This window comes from Nostoc sp. UHCC 0302 (genome assembly GCF_038096175.1).
Lineage (GTDB): Bacteria > Cyanobacteriota > Cyanobacteriia > Cyanobacteriales > Nostocaceae > UHCC-0302.
The window spans coordinates 2390210-2414535 of sequence record NZ_CP151099.1 but is presented as its reverse complement, the minus strand read 5'-3'; the positions used below and the strand labels follow the sequence as shown (position 1 = coordinate 2414535).

The 24326-nt window shown below is 40.8% G+C and carries 18 protein-coding genes; 9 read left to right on the top strand and 9 right to left on the bottom strand.

Features of this window, described 5'->3' with window-relative positions:
- Nucleotides 1-90: 90 nt before the first annotated feature.
- From WKK05_RS10000 to WKK05_RS09970, 7 genes are all read left to right on the top strand, one after another.
- Nucleotides 91-1914, top strand: coding sequence for an AGE family epimerase/isomerase (locus tag WKK05_RS10000; protein WP_341529578.1), 1824 nt, complete (start codon nt 91-93; stop codon nt 1912-1914).
- Nucleotides 1914-2057 carry a hypothetical protein gene (locus WKK05_RS09995; RefSeq protein ID WP_341529577.1) on the top strand — a complete coding sequence of 48 codons (144 nt, stop codon included), beginning with the start codon at nt 1914-1916 and terminating at the stop codon, nt 2055-2057. Before WKK05_RS10000 ends, WKK05_RS09995 begins: the two co-directional genes overlap by 1 nt.
- 92 nt (nt 2058-2149) lie before the next feature.
- The gene (locus tag WKK05_RS09990; RefSeq protein ID WP_341529576.1) at nt 2150-2563 is read left to right on the top strand and encodes an STAS domain-containing protein; all 414 of its coding nucleotides are present in this window, start codon (nt 2150-2152) and stop codon (nt 2561-2563) included.
- Nucleotides 2564-2775: 212 nt separating this feature from the next.
- Nucleotides 2776-4890: a glycogen debranching protein GlgX gene (gene glgX, locus WKK05_RS09985; RefSeq protein WP_341529575.1), complete on the top strand. Its 2115-nt coding sequence runs from the start codon at nt 2776-2778 to the stop codon at nt 4888-4890.
- A gap of 134 nt (nt 4891-5024) precedes the next feature.
- Nucleotides 5025-5786, top strand: coding sequence for a MinD/ParA family protein (locus tag WKK05_RS09980; RefSeq protein ID WP_341529574.1), 762 nt, complete (start codon nt 5025-5027; stop codon nt 5784-5786).
- A 56-nt stretch (nt 5787-5842) separates the two neighbouring features.
- Nucleotides 5843-7177, top strand: a complete 1335-nt coding sequence (locus WKK05_RS09975) for a CHAT domain-containing protein (protein ID WP_341529573.1) — start codon at nt 5843-5845, stop codon at nt 7175-7177.
- A gap of 598 nt (nt 7178-7775) precedes the next feature.
- Nucleotides 7776-12053, top strand: coding sequence for a DUF4114 domain-containing protein (locus WKK05_RS09970; RefSeq protein WP_341529572.1), 4278 nt, complete (start codon nt 7776-7778; stop codon nt 12051-12053).
- Nucleotides 12054-12144: 91 nt separating this feature from the next.
- Here the strand turns inward: WKK05_RS09970 and WKK05_RS09965 are convergent, their stop codons facing one another.
- The 8 genes from WKK05_RS09965 to WKK05_RS09930 all read right to left on the bottom strand — a co-directional run bounded on the left by WKK05_RS09965 (nt 12145) and on the right by WKK05_RS09930 (nt 21481).
- The gene (locus tag WKK05_RS09965) at nt 12145-12927 is read right to left on the bottom strand and encodes a DUF928 domain-containing protein (protein ID WP_341529571.1); all 783 of its coding nucleotides are present in this window, start codon (nt 12925-12927) and stop codon (nt 12145-12147) included.
- Nucleotides 12928-13094: 167 nt separating this feature from the next.
- Nucleotides 13095-14705 carry a CHASE2 domain-containing protein gene (locus WKK05_RS09960; RefSeq protein WP_341529570.1) on the bottom strand — a complete coding sequence of 537 codons (1611 nt, stop codon included), beginning with the start codon at nt 14703-14705 and terminating at the stop codon, nt 13095-13097.
- Nucleotides 14706-14746: 41 nt separating this feature from the next.
- The gene (locus WKK05_RS09955) at nt 14747-15586 is read right to left on the bottom strand and encodes a PP2C family protein-serine/threonine phosphatase (protein ID WP_341529569.1); all 840 of its coding nucleotides are present in this window, start codon (nt 15584-15586) and stop codon (nt 14747-14749) included.
- Nucleotides 15587-15722: 136 nt separating this feature from the next.
- The gene (locus WKK05_RS09950; RefSeq protein ID WP_341529568.1) at nt 15723-16157 is read right to left on the bottom strand and encodes an ATP-binding protein; all 435 of its coding nucleotides are present in this window, start codon (nt 16155-16157) and stop codon (nt 15723-15725) included.
- A gap of 39 nt (nt 16158-16196) precedes the next feature.
- On the bottom strand, nt 16197-16535 hold the full coding sequence (locus tag WKK05_RS09945; protein ID WP_341529567.1) for an anti-sigma factor antagonist: 339 nt from the start codon (nt 16533-16535) through the stop codon (nt 16197-16199).
- Between the two features lie 427 nt (nt 16536-16962).
- On the bottom strand, nt 16963-18540 hold the full coding sequence (locus WKK05_RS09940; RefSeq protein WP_341529566.1) for an AAA-like domain-containing protein: 1578 nt from the start codon (nt 18538-18540) through the stop codon (nt 16963-16965).
- A 168-nt stretch (nt 18541-18708) separates the two neighbouring features.
- Nucleotides 18709-20169, bottom strand: a complete 1461-nt coding sequence (locus WKK05_RS09935; protein WP_341529565.1) for an AAA-like domain-containing protein — start codon at nt 20167-20169, stop codon at nt 18709-18711.
- 775 nt (nt 20170-20944) lie between these two features.
- Nucleotides 20945-21481 carry a PadR family transcriptional regulator gene (locus WKK05_RS09930; RefSeq protein ID WP_341529564.1) on the bottom strand — a complete coding sequence of 179 codons (537 nt, stop codon included), beginning with the start codon at nt 21479-21481 and terminating at the stop codon, nt 20945-20947.
- Nucleotides 21482-21714: 233 nt separating this feature from the next.
- Here WKK05_RS09930 and WKK05_RS09925 point away from each other — a divergent pair, with 233 nt between their 5' ends.
- Nucleotides 21715-22125, top strand: a complete 411-nt coding sequence (locus WKK05_RS09925; protein WP_341529563.1) for a hypothetical protein — start codon at nt 21715-21717, stop codon at nt 22123-22125.
- Between the two features lie 299 nt (nt 22126-22424).
- Here WKK05_RS09925 and WKK05_RS09920 read toward each other — a convergent pair whose 3' ends face one another.
- Nucleotides 22425-22634: a hypothetical protein gene (locus WKK05_RS09920; RefSeq protein ID WP_341529562.1), complete on the bottom strand. Its 210-nt coding sequence runs from the start codon at nt 22632-22634 to the stop codon at nt 22425-22427.
- An 854-nt stretch (nt 22635-23488) separates the two neighbouring features.
- On the opposite strand from WKK05_RS09920, the gene WKK05_RS09915 reads away from it, so the two are divergent.
- Nucleotides 23489-23770, top strand: coding sequence for a hypothetical protein (locus tag WKK05_RS09915; protein WP_341529561.1), 282 nt, complete (start codon nt 23489-23491; stop codon nt 23768-23770).
- Nucleotides 23771-24326: the final 556 nt, after the last annotated feature.

The following is a 24326-nucleotide window of genomic DNA, read 5'->3' as shown; positions in this document are numbered from 1 at the left end:
TTGAGCTTTGAATATCCATACCCAATCCCCAATACCCAATCGCCAGTACCCAATACCCAATGCCCAATACCTAATCTTGGAGATAATCTTATGGATCATATGAGTTTTTCATTTTCAGACACGATCGCCGGTTATGTCACCCACTTTAACCGTAATGACAAATCATTTGGTATCAAAACATCAGACGGACGAGAATACCAAGCATACCTCACCCCTAGCGCCTATGGTCGGATTAGCCAAAACTTAGAGGAACCTTATCTAGACTGTACTGCTCGGTTTGGTGAAATGCTCACTCCTGGTCAGCACGTGTTTGCTTATGGTGTTTTCTATCCTTATGGACAAGATTATAAGTTTGAAGTTAAATATCTTGTTTTTCCAGGTGATGCACCCAACAAATATCGGCATGAAGAAGCAGATTGGTGGATTAAACAAATACGTTCAATTGCTGATTCCTACTTGAAATGGCAGTTTGGCTACCCGGAACAGCCGATTGATTATAAAGAATATCGCACTTACCTCAACTTGGCTGGTAGTAAAAAGCGTGATGATTTCTTGCAAGAAACTGATACGATTTCTCGCCTAGTTTATGGTTTCGCCTCAGCTTACTTATTAACCGGAGAAGACCGCTTTCTGGAAGGCGCGGAAAAAGGTACAGAGTATCTGCGCCAGCACATGAGATTTTATGATCCAGATGAAGATTTAATTTACTGGTATCACGGTATTCAAGTTACAGGTAACCGAGAGCAAAAACTACTTACGTCTGAATTTGGCGATGATTATGATGCCATCCCAGCCTATGAACAAATTTATGCCCTAGCTGGCCCCATCCAAACTTATCGAATAACCGGTGATCCCCGCATTCTTAAAGATGCTGAGATGACTATCGATTTGTTTGATCGCTTTTTCTTAGATAAAGATGGTGTTGGTTATTTTTCGCACATTGACCCGATAACTTTAGATCCGCGTGCAGAATCTCTGGGTACAAACCGCGCCCGCAAAAACTGGAACTCAGTAGGAGATCACGCACCAGCTTATCTGATCAATTTGTGGCTAGCAACTGGCGAACAAAAATACGCCGATATGCTGGAATACACTTTTGACACGATCGCTAAATACTTCCCCGACTACGAAAATAGCCCATTTGTCCAAGAACGGTTCTACGAAGATTGGAGCCACGATACCACCTATGGATGGCAGCAAAACCGCGCTGTAGTAGGCCACAACCTCAAAATTGCCTGGAATCTGATGCGGATGCAAAGCCTCAAACCCAAAGCTGAATATGCAGATTTGGCACAAAAAATTGCTGCCCTGATGCCAGATGCGGGTAGCGATCGCCAGCGCGGAGGCTGGTATGATGTCGTAGAGCGAACACTGGGTGAAGGCGAAGAACAATACCGCTTCGTCTGGCACGACCGGAAAGCTTGGTGGCAGCAAGAGCAAGCAATTTTAGCCTACTTGATTCTACATGGCATAACTCAAGAGCCGGAATACTTGCGCCACGCCCGCGAAGCGGCAGCTTTCTATAATGCTTTCTTCCTCGACCATGATGACGGCGGTGTTTACTTCAATGTTTTGGCGAACGGTTTGCCCTATTTGATGGGTAATGAGCGGTTTAAAGGTAGCCACTCAATGAGCGGTTATCACTCAACTGAATTGAGCTATTTGTCGGTAGTTTACACCAACCTACTAATTACTAAGCAACCAATCGACTTTTACTTTAAGCCACAGCCGGGAGCATTTAAAGACAACATCCTGCGAGTGCAACCAGATATTTTGCCACCTGGAAGCGTGCGGATTGGTCAAGTATGGATCAATGAAGAAGACTATACCAATTTTGACGCAACTGCTTTAACAGTCAAGCTACCCGATACACAAGAAAAAGTGAAAGTTAAAGTGCAAATTGTCCCGAATTAGTGAAGAAATTAAAACAACTCAACGCTAAAACTGGCTGTCACAATATCATCAAAAATCTGTCAGTTTCAGCAATATACGGACACGAAACAATTTGCAGCGGCGATCGCATAAATAAGAGTGCAAAAATGCGATCGCTACTTTAAAAGTTAGGATACCCCGCAAGTATCAGATTTTAGTTGGTGGACACTCCACAAAACTGTTGTATTTATTTAAATTTGGAATTCATCACTACGCTATGACAATTAACATCGAATTGCTGCCAGTAACACTAGTAAAAACGGCTGTCGATCAAGAGAAGACTGATCTGAATACACTCCCATCAGTAACAGTCGTAGAAATAGTCGGCGATATAGACACCAATACAGCTCCCCTAGCTCAAGAGCAGATTCTACCACTAGCCCAACCTGAAACCAGAATGATCCTGGAAATGACTAATGTGCCTTATATGTCCAGTGCTGGCTTAAGGATGCTGCTGTCGCTGTACCGACAATTATCTGCCAAAGGCGGACAGATCATTTTGGTAGGACTTTCCGAAGAAATTCAAGACACAATGTCTATGACTGGATTTCTCGACTTTTTTCAGACTCGCAATAGCCTTGAGGAAGCCTTAGAAGCTTTCAATGTCAAAGTTAAAGTCAAAGGCACTTAATAGCTTGTGGTGAGGGCTAAAGCCCTTCCTCAAGCACTAAATTGATTACTACAAATTCCCCTAATTGCTGTGACAAACTACTAGTACGCGACAGCACAAATAAATCACCCATCACAAAACTCCAAAAGACTTACTGTGCTGGTTTGTTTATTTCATACTGCATACTTCATACTTCAGCTTTTTTGTACTAGCCCGATAGGAAGGAGCTATAAATGCAGAGAATTGATATCCATCCCACCCATAGTTACAAAAACTTTAAGCTACGTCCCGGTAGTGCGATCCCTTTTGGAGCAACCTTAGTACCAGGAGGCGTTAACTTTTCCATCTTTTCCCGTCATGCCAAATCCTGTACCTTAGTACTGTTCAAAAAGCACGCTCTTGAACCAATGGCGGAAATTCCATTTCCAGAAGAGTTTCGCATTGGTAATGTCTTCAGCATGACCGTATTTGAATTGGATTACGAAAACCTCGAATACGGCTACCGCATGGACGGGCCTTTCGACCCCAAACAAGGACACTGGTTTGACACCAGCAAAATTCTCCTAGACCCATACGCCAAAATCATTGGTGGCAGAGATATTTGGGGAGAAAAACCCGACTGGGATAATATATATCAGCATCGATCGCGTTTAGCATTTGATGATTTTGACTGGGAAGGTGAGCGTCCACTACAAATCCCTACTGAGGATTTAATCATCTATGAAATGCACGTCCGCAGTTTCACTCGCCATCCCTCCGCTGGAGTGAAGCATCCAGGGACATTTGCCGCCATTCGCGACAAAATCCCTTATCTTAAGGAGCTAGGTGTCAACTGTATTGAGCTGATGCCCATCTATGAATTTGATGAATTTGAAAACAGCCGCCCTAATCTGCAAACAGGGGAAGTACTACTAAATTACTGGGGTTACAGTACTGTCGGCTTTTTTGCTCCGAAGGCTGGTTATGCAGCTACAGGCAAATATGGGATGCAAGTTGATGAACTCAAAACGTTGATTAAAACTCTGCATCAAAATGACATTGAAGTAATTCTAGATGTTGTTTTCAACCATACAGCAGAAGGTAATGAGTACGGGCCAACGATTTCCTTTCGCGGAATCGACAACAAAACCTACTATATGCTGACTCCAGAGGGCTACTACTTTAATTTCAGTGGCACTGGTAATACCCTTAACTGTAACAATCCGATTGTTCGCAATATGGTACTCGACTGCCTGCGCTATTGGGCTGCTGAGTATCACATTGATGGTTTCCGCTTCGATTTGGCGGCGATTTTGGGACGTGATCCTTGGGGCGCACCACTCTTGAACCCACCACTGTTAGAAAGTCTTGCGTTTGACCCAATTCTCGCTAACTGCAAACTAATTGCTGAAGCTTGGGATGCAGGCGGTCTCTACCAAGTCGGCTCGTTCCCGGCATTTGGGCGTTGGTTAGAGTGGAATGGTAAGTACCGCGACACTATTCGTAAATTCCTTAAAGGTGAGCCAGGGCTGGTAGGAGACATGGCACAGCGGCTACAGGGTTCGCCGGATCTCTATGCTTGGGCTGACCGTGGCCCGACAACTTCAATTAATTTCATCACCTGCCATGATGGTTTTACACTGATGGATTTGGTTTCCTATGATGGGAAACACAATGAAGCTAACGGTGAAAATAACAACGATGGCACTAATGATAACGATAGTTGGAATTGTGGCTGGGAAGGTGAGACTGACAATCCAGACATTCAATCCTTGCGTCGACAACAGATAAAAAATGCTGTCGCTATGTTGATGGTCAGCCAAGGAGTGCCAATGATCCTCATGGGGGATGAGGTAGGACGCACACAATACGGTAACAATAACACTTATTGCCACGATAACGAACTCAACTGGCTCGATTGGAAATTATTGGAATCTCATGCAGAATTGTTTAAGTTTTTTAAGCACTGCATTGCCTTTCGTAATGCCCACCCCGTGCTGAGAAATAAATATCACTTCCGCAATGTCGATTACGCTGGCAGTGGCTATGCTGATATTACTTGGCATGGAACTCAGGCATGGAACGCTGATTGGTCTGATGCCAGTCGTATCCTCGCTTTTATGCTCTGTGGTAAACACGCTAGGGAGGGGACAGTAAGTGACGATTACATTTATGTAGCGATGAATATGCATTGGGAAAGTCAGTGGTTTGAAATTCCAGGACTGCCTCAAGGAATGCAATGGCATATTTTTGTGAACACTGGAGCCACACCGCATGAAAGCTGGACTCCTGGGACAGAACCAGTACTAGAAAATCAGTACGGATTGCTGATAGGAGGCCGGTCAGTGGTCATATTAGTAGGTAAATAAACTCATGTCCCTAGATACTGTATTTTTTCGTGAACATCGTCATTAGTAATTTTCCCCTTGCTCCCTACCCCCTGCCCCTTTCCCGTTGCTGCCTATATATGGCAACCTTAAAGTGAAATGGTATAAGGTGTGTCATGCCCAAAATTATCTCTGTTCACTCATTCCGAGGGGGAACTGGTAAATCAAATATCACTGCTAATTTGGCTGCTACTGTAGCTCGCTATGGGTATCGGGTTGGCATTATTGATACTGACATCCAATCTCCAGGGATTCATGTGGTTTTCGGTTTCGATGAGGAAACGATGGATCGTTCCCTGAATGATTATTTATGGGGCCGTTGTGATATCGAGGATACTGCCTATGATGTCACTTCTGCTTTGAAGGATGCAGCCAAGAAAGGGAGTGCTATTTACCTGATTCCTTCCTCTTTAAATCTTGGTGAAATTACTAGGGTGCTACGTGAGGGATACGATGTCGGTTTACTACATGACGGCTTTCAAGAACTGATCGACAAACTGAATTTAGAGTATCTGTTTATTGATACCCACCCTGGACTCAATGAAGAGACTCTTCTCTCAATTACCATTTCCGATGCTTTGATTATTATCCTGCGTCCAGATCGGCAAGACTTTCAAGGTACTGCTGTGACTGTGGACGTAGCCCGCCAGTTAGAAGTACCTGAGTTGTTATTGGTGGTTAATAAAGTGCTAGCTAATTTGGATTTAAAGGCTTTACAACAGCAGGTAGAACTAGCCTACAACGCATCCGTAGCTGGTATTCTCCTTCTCTCTGAAGATGTGGTTCAGCTAGCTAGTAGCGATATCTTCTGCTTACGATTTCCCAAGCATCCTTTCAGCCAAGTAGTAGAAGCGATCGCTAAACAGATTATTGGCTAAAAAATTTATCAGCATATTAAATGCACTAAGCTTAAAAATTAACCTGGTACAAATTTATGAACAAAGTTAGTTTTTTAGCTGTGACATTTTTAATCACAGGAATTATCGGCTATTTTCCAGCTCAGGCTAAAGTTAATGATTATAAAAAATTAAATTATCAGAATCCTCAACCACCTCCAGTAAAAGACGTTGTAACTGAGCAGGAAAAAACATGGAAAAAGGCTTATGAAAGTTACCTAGGTGGAACTTATTCTCAGGTATTAATGTCTGCCAGTGCTACTAGTTCTACCTTGCGTAGAATAGAAAAAGAAACTGGGCATAAGTCTGCTGTTGTCTATTTGATCCCCAAAGATAAACAGTTAGAAATTATCTTAGTCACGCCCAGAAATGACCCAATTTATAAAACTATATCAGCAGCTAACAAAAAGGCTTTACTCAAAGTAGCTAAGGAGTTACAAACAGAACTTAGTGATGTTAGAAGAGTTGACACTACTAGTTATTTGCCTCCAGCACAGCAACTTTATCAATGGTTGCTTGCTCCAATTGATAAAGACCTGAAAGCTCAAGATATAGATACTTTAGTTTTTTGCGTAGGCGTTGGCTTGCGTTCTGTACCATTTTCAGCATTGCATGATGGTCAGAAATTTTTGGTAGAAAAGTATAATATCAGTCTGATTCCTGCCTTTAGCCTGACAGACACTCGTTACACCGACATCCGTGACTTTTCAGTTTTAGCTATGGGGGCGTCCGAGTTCCAAGACCTTCAACCGTTGCCTGCTGTACCTATAGAGTTATCTACTATTGTGGATAACAAAGGAGGAATTCGCTTTTTAAATGACAAATTTACTGTAGAAAACTTGCGATCGCAACGGCAACAAAAAGCTTATAAAATTATTCACTTAGCAACTCACGGAGACTTTAAACCTGGAGCAGTTAGTAACTCTTACATTCAATTGTGGAATACTAAGCTGCGCTTAAATCAGCTGCCACAATTAGGATTGAATACACCTCCTGTAGATTTGTTAGTATTGAGTGCTTGTAAAACTGCCTTGGGGGATGAGCAAGCAGAACTCGGCTTCTCAGGGTTGGCGCTAGAAGCAGGAGTAAAGTCAGCGCTGGGTAGTCTTTGGTCTGTTAGTGATGCCGGAACTTTAGCTTTAATGACAGAGTTTTATAGACGCTTGAAAACATCATCCATTAAATCAGAAGCTCTAAGACAGGCGCAAATAGAAATGCTCAATGGGCAAATTCATATTGAGAACGGGCAACTGCGCCTAGTAGCACTAAGGTCAGCAACGCCCTTACCACCAGAAATAGCACAACTTGGAAATTTTAATTTATCGCATCCTTATTATTGGGCAGGCTTTACGATGATTGGTAGTCCTTGGTAAAATTAGTGTTACTCCCTTGCCGTTGCAAGATTATCTGTTTCGACATCTTGTGAAAAACAAATTATAATTTCTAGTGGCGGGAAACTACTTTTCCAACATCTTCTAAAAATCGATTAAAATCAGCTATTAACTTGATTTTTGATTCTAGACTTATAGCAGTCGCCAAAGCTGTTAGGACAAGTTAGCAATAGATGCTTTCAACAGCGTACATTGTGAATTAATTGTTGTCCTAAGCTTCTTGTCAGTTGCTATAATAGTATGAATAAGAGATTTTGTTGAGATGTTTGTTTTTTCGTAGTGCTGTAATTTCAGACCAATTTTTACTTTAAAAGAATTGTTTCATTAGCAGCGTAACGGACGTAAGACCGCTTGACGTGGGTTTATTGCAGCCTGTTTTAATTAGGAATTAAGTAAGTAGACATAAATTTAAAGTTTTTAGTTAGCGTTAAAGCGCTTTAACGCTAACTAAAAAATACAAAGTATGCTCAGTTTTGTTATGTCCACTTACTTATTCGGTTATTCGTTTTTAGCAAAATATTAACTGAGATTTTGCTTGATTTTAAAGTGGCTTTTTGAGATTAGAGGAGATAGTCACATCATGGTTTCTTATCCACTGAATAATGCGTATATTATTGGTCAGACAAACTTTGATGAATGGAGCGAAGGTTTAGATAAAAAAGAATATTTACGGGTTTTACCTCACCCTGACCAGAAAGTTGTTTTTAAAGATCCCTTTCTTGATTGGCAAAAGGATCATCAAAATGGTCAATTTAAAGAAGAGAGCCTTACTGGTAGTTATTTTTCTAGTTGGGGGCCAGATAAAGAATTAGACGTAACCCTGAAAATGTCAGACTTAAGCAAGACTGTCATTGATGGGTTCGGGATTCTCAAATCAGGAGATGGGTTAATTCCTTGGCTTAAGGATAGCGAAGGACAATCTGAAAAAACTCCCTACGAATTTCTTCGGGGATATAACGGTCAGATTCCAGGCCCCATGTTAATTACAGAGCCTGGAGACACACTCAAAATCAAACTTGAGAATGACTTAAAAGAAGTAACTAACTTACATACTCATGGGCTTCACGTCTCACCTCTAGGAGATGGAGATAATGTTCTTGTTAGCCTGAAGCCGGGTGAAACTAGAGATATAGAAATACCAATTCCAGACAATCACTTTATAGGTGTTGACTGGTATCATCCCCATTTACATGGAGAAGTAGCGGATCAAGTCGGTTCAGGATTGGGTGGTCTTTTAGCGATTAACGCTCCTTATAACATTCCGGATCTGGATAACTTTAATCCTACAACCAGTCCAATATATACATTTGCTATTAATACTTTTGGAATTCAGCAAGAACTTAGAGATCCAAGTTCTACCGATCCTCTTAATCAAAGTTCTGATCCAACTGTCAAAGTTCCTGCGGGTACTCCTTTAGAAGTTTTGGGTAACGAAGATGGCAAGAAAGTTTATGAACTTTCTGATGCAGTTTTTGAAGGTTATAATGCTAAACCTATATTCTACAATCCTGAAAAGCCCACAGGAAATCCCACAGGAAATCCTCCTTCTTTTACATACGGTGGTGGTGCTCTAGCAGAGCCAGTAGAAAACGTTATTCACACCGTCAATGGACAATACAACCCAACTCTAGACCTTAAGACTGGTGAATGGGATTTGTTTACATTCGCCAATATGAGTACCAATGCCTTCCATCTATTGCAATTGGTATACGACGATGGTACGCAACTTCTTCCCCAAGAAGTCAATTTAGTTGCTATTGATGGTGATGCGGCTGGTGTAGTAGAAGACGTGAGAAGGGAAGTAAAAAATTTTCCAGTCCTAAATCCTGGATCTAGGGTATCTGTTCAACACTGGTTTGATAAACCGGGTAAATATTACTTCCTTTCTAATGGAACAGAAGAGATTTTAGGTGACAATGTTTCACCCTTAATTAAAGGTAAGAAAGGATTTAATGATGGTCATTTAATTTGGGGTTCTCAAGTTTTAGCAACAGTTGAAGTTACTGGAGATCCAGTTCCTGAAGGTGAATTTCCTAAACCTTATGAGACGTTAGTCCAACAAAGTCAAAAGATTAACGACCTTGTAACTGCGGCAGAGGCAGGAAAGTTTGATCGGGAAAGAGATTTTGTTTGGGATGCCAATCCAGGTGGTGCGATACTGATAGGCAATAATCCCACAGATACGAATGTAAAAACATTCGAGGGAACTTATACTATCAACGGAAAGTATTTTTCTACTACACCCGGTGAGAGTTTACCTCCACTCGCTATGCCGATGCTGGGTACAACGGAGATATGGAATGTCATAAACAAATCTGGATTGCCAAATCCAGATTTAGACGGCAAGACAATTCCGGGTACAAATATCCCAGTCCCAAATTTTCCTTTACCAGAATGGCATCCATTTCACATTCACCAAAATGATTTTACTGTTTTATCAATCAATGGTTTCTCGGTTGATGAAATAGAGGACAACTACCTTGCGAGGGTTTTAAGCGATACAATTGCGCTACCACCTGCTTATGTAGAAGGCACTGCTACAAAAGAGAATCCCTATGGCAGACCAGCAGATCCGACAAAACCTGAAGAGTCAGCCAAACTTAAGGCATCAGTAGTCAGAATCCTGATGAAATTTGAGGATTTTCCTGGTAGTTATGTGAATCATTGCCACATTCTTTTCCATGAAGATGCTGGGATGATGATGATTCTTAGACCAATTCTGAATACAAAAAACACCTTATTAGGTTTGAGTTCAGAAGATGGTTCTGGGCAAATAGATTTATTTACAGCTAACAATCAGCAAGGTTTTAGTCTGACACCTTATGGTACAGGCTTTAAGAAAGGAATAGACGTTGCGATCGCAGATGTTAATTACAAAGGCCAAAAGGACGCTGAAAACAAAAATGTCACTGATAATGTTACCGATGTCATCACCATCCAGCGCTCTTTAGATAAAACTAGTGATAAGTTCACAGTCAAAGTCTTTGATGGCAAAATACTAATTGATGCACAGACAGACGAAAACCCATTAATTACACAGTTCACTCCTTTTCAAGATATCGCTAGCTCACCCAATCAAAGCGCATCAGTAGCATCTGGTGACATTAATGGCGATGGATTTGCAGATATTGCCGTTGGTTTAGGTGGAGAAATATCACCAACAATTGAGATTTATAGTGGTAAAGATTATAAATTACTCAGCCGCCTTAACCCATTTCACCACGAGAGTTTCAAAGGTAAAATTAACCTCGCAATTGGCGATGTTGATGGCGATAACTACGACGATATTATTGTCGGTCAGGGCAGTGGTGGACGCGGATTGCTGGAACTTTATAGTGGGCAATTAATCACTCAAAAAGGTAGTTTAAATGGCAAAGATACATCACATGAAACAGCACTGCTCTCCAAAGAGTTTCAACCCTACGGAGCCGACTACAAAGGAGAAATAGATGTCACATCTGGTTATATACTCCAAAGACCAGATGAACCAAATGATGCTCCCACTCAAACTAATAATGCCAACATTACGACAATTGCCAAAGATTCGCTACCTAATGAGAAAGAACAAATTCAAGTATTTACTTTTTTAGGAGGAAGTCATCATCATGAAGAAGAACATGACTCCTCTATGGAAGCTGAACAATTACGTTTAGAGGTATCATTAACTCCCGCGGGTAACACACAAGAAATTTCTGGAACCTTTGCTGATTTACCTGGGTTACCTAAAGGTGAACCTGTTCTGTTTACCCGCAAAGAAAACGGTGAGTATGAAATAATTCATCTGGGAGACAAGAATAAACCTGAGTCAACGTCAGTTGCTACAACTACACTCACCAAAAACGCTAACAATGATGTTTTTACCATTGACAGTAACACTGACCTATCAGAACTCAAAGTTACACTTACAGCAAGCGATGCCAATTTTGTCAATCAATTAGGAGTCTTTGTTGTTGATGATGCTAGTGGCAAAATTAACGGTATTGCTCCTGGTGCAGCCGGTTATACCGAAGCAGCACTCGAACGAGCCAAAGTTATTTTCTCAAGTTTAGCTAATGTCCCCAAGGGGTTTAATGCAGACAATCTGACCCGTCTACTGCAATTCAACTCTGGGGAAAATCTGAGATTTTTACTAGTAAAAAACAGCACCATAGATGCTGTACTAACTGGAGTTACCCCAGCAACAGGAGTACTGTTTGCTGATCCCTCAACGCAAAAGATTACAGACTTGGGGGCAGATGGTTTCTCATTAGCTTGGGAAGATGGGGCTGGTAACACAGTTAATGACTTCCAAGATTTAGTTGTGAAGATTCAAGCAACAAAAGATTCATTCCCTTTAGGCACAGGTTTGCAAGAAAAGCCACAGGGAGAAGTCATTGATTTGCGGGGTGTGACACAACAGGTAAAAGCTGATTTTGTAGTCAATAGAGAGGCGTTGTTTAACAACTTTATCGGCTTTTATGAAGTAGCTGATGAGAATGGTGGTATTGATACTAATGGCGATCGCAAAGCCGATATTCTCATCGGACAAGCTGGTTATACGCAAGCAGCTGTTACTAAGCGTGTTGCAGGTATTGACCTGACGGTAAATAACCAAGGTACAGCAACTTACAGCGGAACTTTCCAACCCGGTTCCATTTTTGCACCATTTCTCATCGTCAATGGAAGACCCGATGCTATTCTTGACAGCAATCCAAATAACAATCCAGCAGTTTACTTCCCATTTTTAGGCGCTAATGCTGATAAGGCAGATCATATTAGCTTGTTAGCAAATAACATCTTTGGTTTTGAGGATTTACCAAAGGCTGGTGACAAAGATTTCAACGATGTCACAGTCAGAGTAGATTTGAGTTTGGTGTAGCAGGCAGGAGAGACGCGATTAATCGCGTCTCGTCTGTACAGGAGATAGTAGTTATTTCTCTGCCTTGTCTCCTTGTCTCTAGTCCCCAGTACTAACGACTTAACGGCTCTTTGGCAAATTTGCTGAGTCCAACTGACTTTAGTAGTTCTTCCCAGTCGGCTTGTAAAGTTGAATCTTGAGGATGAGAGTAGCGTAATTCTGCTAATGTTCTAATGGTTTCGTGCCATATACCAGCTTCTGCATATAAAGCAGGGCGATCGCGTGGTGCTGCTTTCTCTAATTGATTGGCTAGAGTAAGACTCGGTTGAATTCTTTGCACCCAACCTTCTACATAAATGTCTTCACTCCGGTCTTGAGGATCGCAAATTATGGAAAAGAACCAGTGATAATTCTTCCCAACTTCTAGAGGTTGGAGGCTATTGTTATTAGGAAGACTAAATGTAAAAATGCCGGGAGTTTTGGGAACTGTAAATCTTGTTTTATAAATTACCGTGCTGTTAGCATTTCCTTCGTGTAACTCGAACTCTGCTAGTTGGGTAGAAATTGGCGGAATATATACAAAGAAAGTGGGATATTTTTCTACAGTTAATCCCAGGTTACTTTCTGGCAGTAAAGCCTTTAGGGAGTTTCGATTAGAACTACAACTACTGCCACGTGATGCCCCGCCTTTTCGATTCTCAGGCGCTCCGACTTTAGGAGGCTTAAAATCAACTTTTGTTTTAGCGATTTCTACACGTTCAGCCACTCTTTGATTGGCTATTGTGGACGGTGATTGGGCCTTTAACATCTCAGGAAACGTAGCACTCACACTTATTCCCAGTAACGTAGCTAAAGATAAAGATAGCGGTGCAAAAGTGGGAAAATTACTTTTCATCTTCAACCTTGTTTGATTATGTATAGATTTTAATTGGTATTTAATAATTAAAGCTTCAGTAAAAGGCTTAATACAAACTGCTCTCAGTTGTTATTTTTTTATGAGCCAATTTGATGTTAAATAATATCTACATCTAATATTATTAAACTATAACCTGAATTTATAATTTACTCATCAGTTTTATCTTTTTTATCTTTTATATTTTTCAAATTTTTTATTTTATCCTTCAGTCGTCGGAGATATTTTATATCTAAACTTTCAGACGTTTTACGACTTTTATTAGTTTCATTAACCTTTATAGATATATCAGGCGTATTCTTTTTTGTGACTATAGCTCGTTTACTCCTAAGCTCCTTGCCCTTTTTCTGTAAGTCTTGAAAATATTCTGTCTTGGTAATCTCGGCAACTTGGCGCTCTTTCTTCGACTGGTCAATCTCGATGTCTAACTTGAGAGGATTTTTGAGGCGATCGGAAATTGCCTTTGTGTATCCCGCCTTATTAAATCGGTCTACTATAACTACACTCCCGGCAGTTAGAATGAATGTGTATATAGATGGTACTAGCGGTATCCAAGCTCCCTGGAAGAACAAACCGAAGCATACCGCCAATAAACCTCCTAGCGCAACACCACTAGCTAACCCAAAGTGTAGAGGGTGGCGAATATACCAAGCCAATATTCCGCCAGAAAGCGACCATACCCCTATCCATATTGTCTCGCCCCAGTTTGACCAATACCAAAACAGAGGGCGATGATCGAGGACAGCACTCAGAATTTGACTTACCACCTGTGCATGAATTATCACGCCCAACATTTCTTGGTCTTTTTGTTGTCCGCCACTGTAAGGTGTATAAAAAGTATCTTTAATACTCTCTGCTGTAGTACCGATAAGAACTACACGGTTCTTAATCAAATTGGGATCAACTTTATCTGTTAATACTTCTGTGAGCGTTACTTGTTGGGCAATGTGCTGGCGAGAACGATAGTTAAGCAGAACTTGATAACCAGCAAAATTAGCATTGTGGTAGCCGCCAGAATTAGATTGTAAGCGTTTAAATACTGTTGAGCCTAGCTTTAGCTCCTGAGATTGTGTAAGAACTGGCTGAATTTTTTCTACTTTCAGGTAAATTAATGCTAAGCGCAAACCGAAGGAGTAGAGATCAGCGGTGGATTTTTGGCACAAATGGAGGTTTTGTGCATTTGGCTTCTTTATGGGGGGAGGATTCATAAACAGTAGACTTCGCCGCAGGATACCCCCAGAATCTACAAGTAAGTCAGCAAATCCCACATGATTTTCTGGGGCGCCAGGAGGAGGTGCAACTCCGGGGCTTCCTGAAGTATCATTGACTTTGCATACAGTAATAATGCGATCGCTTTCATGCAGCCGTTTAGTAAACTCTTTACTACCAGGTGGTTTGGGCAAATCTCGATAAATATCTAACCCAATCGCCCGCGGTTTTTGCCGCTCTAATTTATCCAAGAGCTTCTCTAGTATGTTATCAGGTAATGGCCATGTGTTTTGCAGATGCAGGTCTTCTTCAGTGATAGCAACAACTAGCAAGCGAGGATCAGGCCCTTCATCAGGACGCCATTGGATGAATTGGTCGAAAGCCCAAAGTTCCTGTGCTTGCAACCAACCAACTTCTCGCACACCCATTACCAAAGCCGTGGCGATCGCACTCGTAAAAACCACACTTGCGCCTGAGACTAATAATCCTTTGTACAGTCCCTGCAAACGTGGCAAAACAGAATTAACTGTGCGAGAGAACTTAGAAATCACACATCTTTCGTCCTTGCGATCCTAGTATAATCAGCCTCAAATCAGGCACGATGCACGGCTAACATGGTTATATCGTCAAACTGATCGGCATCCGCAATATGAGCATACACACTTGCTTCGATGCGGTCTAGCACCGCAGTTGCTGAAGGCGCAGGCTCTTGCAATAAAGATAGTAATTTTTCTTCAGTAAAAAACTTGCTTGCTGGGTTACGAGCATCAGTTACACCATCAGAGTAAGCTATCAAGATGTCCCCAGGTTCCAACTGAACTTGGTCAATACCAAAATTTCTATTGGGCATGATGCCAACAGCTGGGCCAGTGGTCTTAAGTCGAGCCTTGACGCCATCCGCTCCAATAATTACGGGAGATTCGTGTCCAGCGTTGATGTAGTGTAACAAGCCTGTAGCTGGATTCAATACGCCAAAAAACAGCGTGGCAAACATATTTATCCTGCTATGATTATTGGCTATGTAATTATTTGTTAGGTTAACAGCATTTTTTAGGGCAGTAGTGCCGATTCTGGGAGGTTGTTTGCGTATCCCCTGAATTGACTTACTGCCATCATCGCTCAGAGCATCCAACCAGCTAAGATTATAATGCTGTTGGGCAAAAGCCCGGATCAAACTCCGAAAAAGGGACATGAACAGCGCTGCACCTACTCCTTTGTCGCAAACATCAGCAATCACAATCCCAACTCGATTATTAGCTAGGGGAAAAGCATCGTAGAAATCTCCAGCAACTTCCCGCGCTGGATGAAAACGAGCAGCTAATTCCCACCCTGGTATCTCTGGTAAAGTCTCTGGTAAAAAGTCAGCTTGAATCATGCGAGCAATCTGTAAGTCTCGCTCGTAGATGACTAAAAGCTCATGCTCAGTTTTCATTTATGAGGAGCCTCCTTGGAGTGCTGAGTGAAATGGGGAGACAGAAGGCAGGAGGCAGCCGAGCTGAGGCAGAAGGCAGAAGGCAGAAGTAAAGAATTAGACTTCCTCCTTGTCCCCTCATCCCCCAGCCCCCTCTCTAATGGTCTGATTTAGTGCGATACATAATGAAAGTGTTGCGGTTTTTGTCCCCAACACGTTCATAGAAAAACTTATCGACTTCATGGAGTGCAAGATATATACCTAGACCACCAATTGCCCGCTCCTCTAGGGGCAGTTTTAACTCATCTTCATCTGGAAGATGAGTTTCGCATGGATTGTAAGCCAAACCTGTATCCTCAATAGAAATTGTTAGAGCTTGCTCGTCAATATCTGCTTGCAAGTACAAAACCCCCTCGTAACCCGCTTGACCATAGCCATACATAATAATGTTGGTAGCTATTTCGTCCACTGCTAGGCGGCAGCCATAGGCAGCTTTTTTATCTAAACCTGCTGCTGCGGTAGCTGTCATCACATATTCAGCGATCGTCGAAAGTGAATCCAAAGTTGCGGGTATTGTTAAAGAAGGTTGCATATCAATTACCTTATAAGAAACTAATTAATATGCATCCCTCTAAACGTTTTCAAGTTCTGCAATATTATCTTCATCAAGTAAAATCACACTTTGATCAAATCCAGTTTTTTTCAAAGTATCTTCTACAGTTTTCTGAGCGCCAACTACGTAAATATCAGTATTAGCACCCATCTTTTGCTTAGCAAATATTAGTACTCGCAACCCCGCACTAGACATATATTCTAAATCTTGCAAGAGTAAAACAAGGCGTTTTGCTCCTTGGGATGCAGCTTTGTCCACTTCTGTTTTAAAAATTGATGCAGTCAGCGCATCGAGTTCGCCAGACAACTTAATTTTGGCGATACCGTTATTTATTTCCAGAGTTGCATTGAAACCCATAATCTTTTTTCCTTAAATAGATTGATTTGACAACCTGAGAGATAAACTTACTTTTGATATCAGTTTAATTGCTTATTAATTGCCTCAAGACTAGATATCATCTAACCAATTTTATTTGTGCTTTAGCTTATTTCTACTTGAGATACTTTATTTAGCTCTAAATTATAAATTAAGCTGTTCGTTAAAGAAGTGCAGCATTAAAAAGTCCTAAAAAGTTAGGGATTGCAAAGATATAATCAAATTATTTTGTATTATTTAGTCATAAAAAGTCATATAACTGTATTAGCTATAAAGAGGAAGCAGAAGGGCAAAAGCATCAAAAATATTAGTTATTATTTATTTCCAAGTTCTGATCTCGATAGGGTGAATCGCACCCTATCGAGATCATCGGAAGCCTCAGAGGAGATAAGTCTACTCTGCTTCCTACTCACGGTTTATGTAGTACTTGCTTAGCGCCTTCTGAACATTCCTGTCCGTACTGGAGGAAATTTAGCATCCCTAAACCTAAAACAATCATGAATGCCCAAATAAATGCACCTAAAAAAAATAATCTTTGAAATCTGGCAGCTTTTTGCTCTTGAATCAATCGGGCTTTAACTTCTTTAGCCCGTTCTGCTTCTAACCAAGTCTCAACTTCTCGCCGATCAAATTCTTGGCTAGCCGCTAAAAACTGATGATCCAAATCGCTCAAGCTTTTGCCTTGTGACCAAGCTAGAGCCTCAAGTAAAGCTTGCCCACGTAATAGCCGTGAATGATCCCGGTGTTCTGAGGCAGCCCAGGCATTAAATGCTTGGGAGTAGGGCCGCAATTTCGCTAGTTGTTTTTCTACCCAAGCTTGATTAAAAACTTCTTGATAAATGCGATTTTTTACTATAAGTTGTCCTTGATGCTTAGTTACCAATCCTGACAATAGCAGCTCGATTTGCTCGTCTCCATCATTAGAAGATACTTCAATTCCCTGGAGAATTTGCTGGTATAGTCCCAGTAAACCACTAGCACGTAGTTCATTTCTCAGCAAGCGATCGCGGATTGTCTTTAAATGCTCCGGCTCATCATTTGCTTCCCAATTTTCTATAATATGCGTTTGTACTAACTTTTCCAAAACTAAGGATGGAAACTGGTAATAAAAACTTATAAGATGATAATTAATTATTGGTAAATGATCATCTAATTTGTAACGCTCATTAACTTCTAGGCTTCTCTGCTCCTGTAAATCTTTGCTGCCGCTGTTTCTTTCTTGTACTACTATTTGACAAAGTTTTTGAGTGAGAAACGGCTGACCATTCGTCCAAGCTAATATTTCTTTGAGAACTGCCATAGGATTAGCTACCTTACCCTCCAATCCTGCTGCCAATGGCTGAACTTCTGTTAATTTAAAGCCATCTATATCAATAGATTTACCTATATTAAATGGGGTACAATTTCGGTCAGCAATCAAATCTGATGGCGTTGCTACTCCGAACAGCGCCCACGTTAGACGGTTATATTCTGGGTCTTCTGCTCGCTGATTGTAGCAAGACCGAATTAGTGCAAAAAAATCAACAATTGGGAAATTTAGACCTAGAACACTATCAATTTCATCAACAAAAATAAATATTTTTTCACTTTTGAGATAGACTAACAAAATGTCTTCAACAAATTGGCTCAATCGCTGTAAAGCTGATAAATCTTCTCGCTCTGACCACCAAGCTTTTATATTAACTTTGCCAAAGAGGTTAAAACTTCTTAATAAGTCAACTACTATTCCCTTATACCACTGAGAAGGAGTAATATTGCCATTGCCGATCCGCGTCATGTCGATAGAGGCACAACTAAAGCCTGCTTTTTCTAAACGATGCCGGGTTCGTAATCGCAAGCTAGATTTACCCATCTGCCGCGAACTAAATACATAGCAAAATTCACCCTGTGTCAGAGCGTTATAAAGTTCAAAGTCAGCTTGTCGTTCTACGTAGCTAGGAGCATCTACTTTCAGACTGCCGCCGATTTGATATTCGTACTTATTCATCTTTTAGCTAACTCCAACAAAAGAGGTAGGGGGATAGGGGGAAGAGGGGGCAGGGAACAGGGGGGATAGTTCTTGAAAGCTCGATGTTGACCTTTTAAATTTCAAAGTTGACCTTTTGAGCCTCAATCTTCATGTTTCTCCCTGCTCCCCTGCCCCCTGCCTCTTCCCTCACCCCAATTGCTCGCCAAAATACAGTCGATACAACTCACAACTAGGCATTGCTTGATTTCCTTCAAGTTTCACCAAACCCATGCTTTCTAATTTATAGGCAGCGATCGCTTCTAATTGCACACTTGTTGGCGATGTAACTACCCGTTTGAGTGCTATCGCCAATTCAGGATGCTCTTGGAGATTCGCTAGGTGATGCCGCAAATAGTCGCTATAAATTCCGGCAATTGTCGGGGCTTCTTCTAGTAGTTGCTCTAGAGTTATCTCTTGACGTGCCAAGTTATAAAAAGCGATCCGAGCTAGATAGGGATGCCCACCAATCATCGCCAATAGAGCAGCCAGCTTTTGGACTCCTACCTCACCTCTAGCCCAATCTAGCCCATGACGCATGGCTAAATCTTGCATCTGCTCCACACTAAATTCCGGTAACTTAATCGGTAGCCCAACATTGAACGGCGACTGATTGATATCTAACGGAATATAAGCTTCTGTAGCATGAACCACTACCAGCCGAAGTTTTTGCCAGATATCCAGTTCTGAAGCATCTTCATGCCAGGAGCGTAGTAACGGTAGAAAGTCACCAGAGATTTCTGGATACTCGAAAATCCGATTCACTTCATCCAAAGCTAAGACTACCGGAAAGTCGATTTTTTGCAGTACATAGTCTTGTAAATATAATGTGCAGCTAACTTTGCTGCCGATATCCTCATCCCAATAATCATCCAGCTTTGGTTCTAGATTCAACTGCCGACTGACATTGGCACAAAACCAGCGTAAGAATTTTTCTAAGCTAGTGAAAACTTGACTATCCGCCTGCTGCAAATTGATCTGGACGGTGTGTATTCCAGACTGTCTAGCATAAGCCATAATTCTGTGCATCAGGGAGGTTTTCCCCATGTTATTGGGGGCTTTGATCCGAATTAGGCTCCCTGGTTTTTTAATTTCGGCATAAGTGCGTTCTTCAATCGGAGGACGTTCAATATAAAAAAAGGAATTAAGTGGCACTGATCCACTAGGAACGTCTAAAAAGTCGGGATTAAGCATTGAGAGTTTTCTGCCCTCTTGTCCCCCCACAGCCAAAAGTGTTCTTGATGTTCCCCTATCTCCAGAGAGAATCTCAATTTCTACTGTTTCTCTGCCTGATGCTTGATAATCCCTCAAGGCTGCTACCTGTAAATTCTGGGGTATTCTTTGCTGAATGCCACTGTCGCTACTTTGCGCTCGTCGTCTTAAAACTGACCGAAAATTACTTTTAGTTACTTCTTCCTCAAAGGCATTTGAGAGTAACTTCCATAACTTAGAACCAACATCCTTGATATAGTTAGCGTCATAACCAGAGCTTTCTGCTATCTCTGGATACGTTTGCCCTTCCCAAGCTTTGCGAAATACTAACTCCTGAACGTCATTTAAGCTTTGTTCAAGAAATGCATCTAAAATGACCAATCCTTCTTCAAGCTTCATTTTAAAAAAAAGTTATAAAGTTTATTTTAGATATGACTTTACCGGACTTTATCATACTTTTTTTACTTATTTACTTAAACTTAATACTGCTGTGTGACAAACGTGTTAATTTGCTCAAATCAGCAGACTTTGAAAAGTTCTTGAGATGACATTTATAAAATAAATGTATGGTTTTTGGCTGTTGTTGTCTTTTTATGATTTTTACTGTTTGGAGTAGACTGCACACAAAAGCGTAGATGCGATCGCAGAGCCTTGCCGTACTCCTACGGGGAAGCAAGCTACGCCTTAGTCTCCGTTAGGAACAAGCTAGTAGCTTGTCACCAGGCATTGCTAAATTACTAAGCTTAGGAAATATTTAGTTTTTTCATTGAGGTTATTCACTGGGTGGGTGGTAAAAAACTGAACTATCTAAAGTAATATTAACAAAACGCATAAAGCTTGAAGTTAAAACTGTCTGTTATCTGATTACTTTGATTGACTTTGGCTTTTACCTTATCAATAAGCTAGGCTAATTCCGAACTAAATATATAAAGCATATATAAAGCAATTCCAGAAGTTTTGATCTGTTACTACTCCAGTTCAATTTTGTTCCTTGACAAGTAATATTTGTGCATAGAGAAAATATACAAACTTTTTACTTTACATAATTTGGTTTTATCTCACCCACCAGTATATTAACTTCTAGCTTGAAAGTGCTATCAGCGGTAGCGGGGCTTTGAACAGCGTGCCGAGTTAGGAGAAAAAAGACACGAGTAGTTTTCCCAGTGGCCCCTCCCTACTGGTGGCTAATCACATCAATAGCTGTCTTGAGCCAATCAATATAAGTCTGTTCTCTGCGAATCACTAACTCTAGTACAAGCCGTTGCATAATCTCTTCACGATTTGCACTTTGATCTCCAAGTGCTGGTAGCTGAATATTGCCACAAGTATCTAACTTTTGGTTGCGTGCCACTAGTTGATGCTCTAGCAATTTAATAAGCGCTTCATTTGGTAACTGCGCCCCAAAAAATAACTGCACGAGCAACGGTTCTCTTAATGTTGGCAAAGGCTGAGGGCATTGAAGCCAACGGATTAGTTCCGCTTTTCCTGTTTGGGTCATGCTGTAGACCTTACGGTTAGGGCGATCGCTTTGAATCTCAACTTTACAAGTAATCCAACCTTGCTCGACTAGTTTATCGAGGGTTCTGTAAATCTGTGCCTGGTCTGCTGTCCACAAGTGAGCAATGCATTGATCAAAACAGCTCGTTTTCAGGTCATAACCTGTCATTTGTTCTTGCTGAAGGAGACCTAGAATTGCGTGTGCTAGCGACATAGGCGGTTTTCCGAACTTTAAAGTAGTCAAAACTATATATGTTATTTCTTATAGCATTATATGCTAATATAAGATTTATCATATAATAGTTGTATATTCGGAAACGCCAAAGCAAGAACTTGCTGGCAACAACAGATGGCTTATAGACTGACTTCACAGTCTATTTGTGATGAATACTCAAGGAGAAATTATTCAAGCCATTAAAGGCTTTCGTCATAAGAGGATGGGTTCCATTGACTTCTAACACACTTGTACAAAGAATACGTCAACATCAATATCTACGCGATTTGCGAAACAAATTACTAAGCCTTCATAAGGTATTGCTTGACGCAGAACGCATCGCCTACGAACAAGTTCAGGGACGAGTATCAACTAAAGAACTCCTTGAACTTGCTCTCAATCATGAACAATTTGCTTGGCTACATCGTATTTCTGAGCTGATTGTACAAATTGACCAAATGCTGACAGCAGATGAACCCGCATCGCTAGAAAATGTTCAAACTTTGATTACCGATGCTCGTACGCTGATTGTACCGTCAGAGGTGGGTAATGCATTTGCCAGAAAATACTACGCTGCTCTCCAGCGTGAACCTAGTGTTGTCTTAGCACATGCAGATGTGTCAAAGCTACTTGCGTTGGACTAGGGGTTGGGGATTGGGTAAATCAAACCCCCCTCTGGGGATAAGGGGCAATGGGGATTGGGGACTGGGGTATTAGTTATTTTTGCCCCTGTCTCCTTATCCTCCTTTTGAGCAGCACTAACTATCGTTGGTTGTCCAAGAATCTTGCTAAACCTTCTAAATAAAAGCTTTCAGGATTTATATCTGCTTGAACTGAGTTGCGATCGCCTACAGGATTCCACCATTTCTGTAAGTTGGGTTTTTCTGTTTCGGTGCTATCTTTACCGCAGAGAAATTTGTTAAACGCAGGTAGAAAGCGAGTGTTAGCAATCTAAATTCAGAGCGATCGCTTTAGCTGCTAGATCACATGGCAATAAGGGTAGTTTCAGGAAATCTAAATATTCATTCATAATCGCAGACTCATATCTTTCGATATCTCCATGTTTGATGGTAGGAACTTTGCTATATCGCGAAATCTGCGTGAACTGATTAGGTTTGTTTTGTAAGTCAATTATTAAGTTGTGGTCTTTCATATAGCTAATGTTAAAAAATATTGAGCATTGAATCTTTGAAGAATTGGCATTACTGATTGTCTTGATGAACTAGCGATATAGGCAGGTTTCTTACTCTATATGATCGCCATAAAGGGCTTCAGATGTAGCTGGGCTTATCGCGTTGCGTAGCAAAAGGAAATACCTAAAAGTTAGTTAATTAAAAGTAAAAGGTAATTCATCTGTTGTTCCCTTAACAGATGAATCACCTTTATAACGAATTAATGAATTGAACAGTTCAGTTTATGTCGTGTTCATCAAAATTTTATCATCCTTTCCAGCAAGTTGCTATATATTTGCTGTATATCTGACGCACAAAAGAAATTTTCTATTTTTGGTTTATTCAGTAAGAGTAGCTTTCTCGGTGTAGACTGTCCGAACTATGTACACAGACTAAAACAAGACCTCAATGATGACCTATCTATCCAAACCACACAATTGTCAATTTGTCAAATGATACAAAACGACTCTAGATGAATATTGAAAATTTGACACCGCTTTAGAACGGGCGGTAAGTGAAAGAGGGATACTTGATCGAAAAATCTCTGCAACTGCAATGCGGTTAGGATAAGCTAAAGCAGAAATTAGAGGGTTAATAAACGTATGAAGTGCTTTTTTAATTTCTTGACTTCAATTCCATAATTTTCTCAGCAGACACTCGTATTTTTAAGAAATTTACTGTATCCTAGTTTATCCAACTTAATTTTTTCAATACTAAACTCATCAAAGCTTTTCCGGCTCACTGAAGAAGATGCTTGAAAGACTGTATTAGCTTCTTTCTGAATCAATATTCAGAGCCTCGTTTTTTTGTCAATTTGTACAATCTAAAAATCGCAATGGATATGCAACTAATCAAAAAATCCGATAAGCCAGTCCTCAGAAGGACAGACATAATAGACTTACTAAAAGAGCAAGATATTTTTGCCGATAGTACCGATACTATTGATATCGAGGAACCACCAATTGAAGAAGAGGAACCAATTTACATAGAGGATGAAGAAGATAACTATATTCCAGTGCGTGACAATCCTCTTGTTCAATCTGTTGGAAAATCAGGCTGGCAGATTTCTGATATTTGGCGGGATATTAGAGTAGATAGTTTTTATAATGGATACTAAATTTGATTCTTAGTAAGATGAGAAATTTAACAAAACTTGATTTTTGGAACTTAATGGGCTAGCAACATGAATGTAGTTTGGCTTTAGAACAGTAGACCAATAACTTAGTCAATACATTAGTTAGCTAAATCAAGTATTCATCTTACGTCTTAGCTCGACTTTATCCAAAATTAAGAACTTGGTTTTCTTTCTCTGGCAAAAAACCTGGCTTTTTAGCAAATACTTTTTCTGCCTCATAGATTATCGATGAAGTTAAAAAAGTGAAACTACTGTCCCACAAAGGTTTCAGCGATAGCGTTCCTGCAACGACTCCGCAAGAGTATCGCGTTGCGAAAAAATGGATAAAGTCGAGCTTAGATGATGCTTGTAAAGTATCAAGTTGTATCGAGATCCCCTCTAGTCCCTCTTTAAAAAAGCTACCGTGTACACATAAGTGATCTGACTTATCCTGTCCTAACGGACATCCCTCTCCTGGCTAAGGCTACGGTGTAAACACATCTCTGGAACAAAACCAAAATCGTCGTAAAGCCCCCTAAATCCACGCCATTTGTATAAA

Coding starts and splice junctions, on each gene's coding strand:
- WKK05_RS10000 (WP_341529578.1), top strand. CDS start 91: ATGGATCATATGAGTTTTTCATTTTCAGACACGATCGCCGGTTATGTC.
- WKK05_RS09990 (WP_341529576.1), top strand. CDS start 2,150: ATGACAATTAACATCGAATTGCTGCCAGTAACACTAGTAAAAACGGCT.
- glgX (WP_341529575.1), top strand. CDS start 2,776: ATGCAGAGAATTGATATCCATCCCACCCATAGTTACAAAAACTTTAAG.
- WKK05_RS09980 (WP_341529574.1), top strand. CDS start 5,025: ATGCCCAAAATTATCTCTGTTCACTCATTCCGAGGGGGAACTGGTAAA.
- WKK05_RS09975 (WP_341529573.1), top strand. CDS start 5,843: ATGAACAAAGTTAGTTTTTTAGCTGTGACATTTTTAATCACAGGAATT.
- WKK05_RS09970 (WP_341529572.1), top strand. CDS start 7,776: ATGGTTTCTTATCCACTGAATAATGCGTATATTATTGGTCAGACAAAC.
- WKK05_RS09965 (WP_341529571.1), bottom strand. CDS start 12,927: ATGAAAAGTAATTTTCCCACTTTTGCACCGCTATCTTTATCTTTAGCT.
- WKK05_RS09955 (WP_341529569.1), bottom strand. CDS start 15,586: ATGAAAACTGAGCATGAGCTTTTAGTCATCTACGAGCGAGACTTACAG.
- WKK05_RS09950 (WP_341529568.1), bottom strand. CDS start 16,157: ATGCAACCTTCTTTAACAATACCCGCAACTTTGGATTCACTTTCGACG.
- WKK05_RS09945 (WP_341529567.1), bottom strand. CDS start 16,535: ATGGGTTTCAATGCAACTCTGGAAATAAATAACGGTATCGCCAAAATT.
- WKK05_RS09940 (WP_341529566.1), bottom strand. CDS start 18,540: ATGAATAAGTACGAATATCAAATCGGCGGCAGTCTGAAAGTAGATGCT.
- WKK05_RS09935 (WP_341529565.1), bottom strand. CDS start 20,169: ATGAAGCTTGAAGAAGGATTGGTCATTTTAGATGCATTTCTTGAACAA.
- WKK05_RS09930 (WP_341529564.1), bottom strand. CDS start 21,481: ATGTCGCTAGCACACGCAATTCTAGGTCTCCTTCAGCAAGAACAAATG.
- WKK05_RS09920 (WP_341529562.1), bottom strand. CDS start 22,634: ATGAAAGACCACAACTTAATAATTGACTTACAAAACAAACCTAATCAG.
- WKK05_RS09915 (WP_341529561.1), top strand. CDS start 23,489: ATGGATATGCAACTAATCAAAAAATCCGATAAGCCAGTCCTCAGAAGG.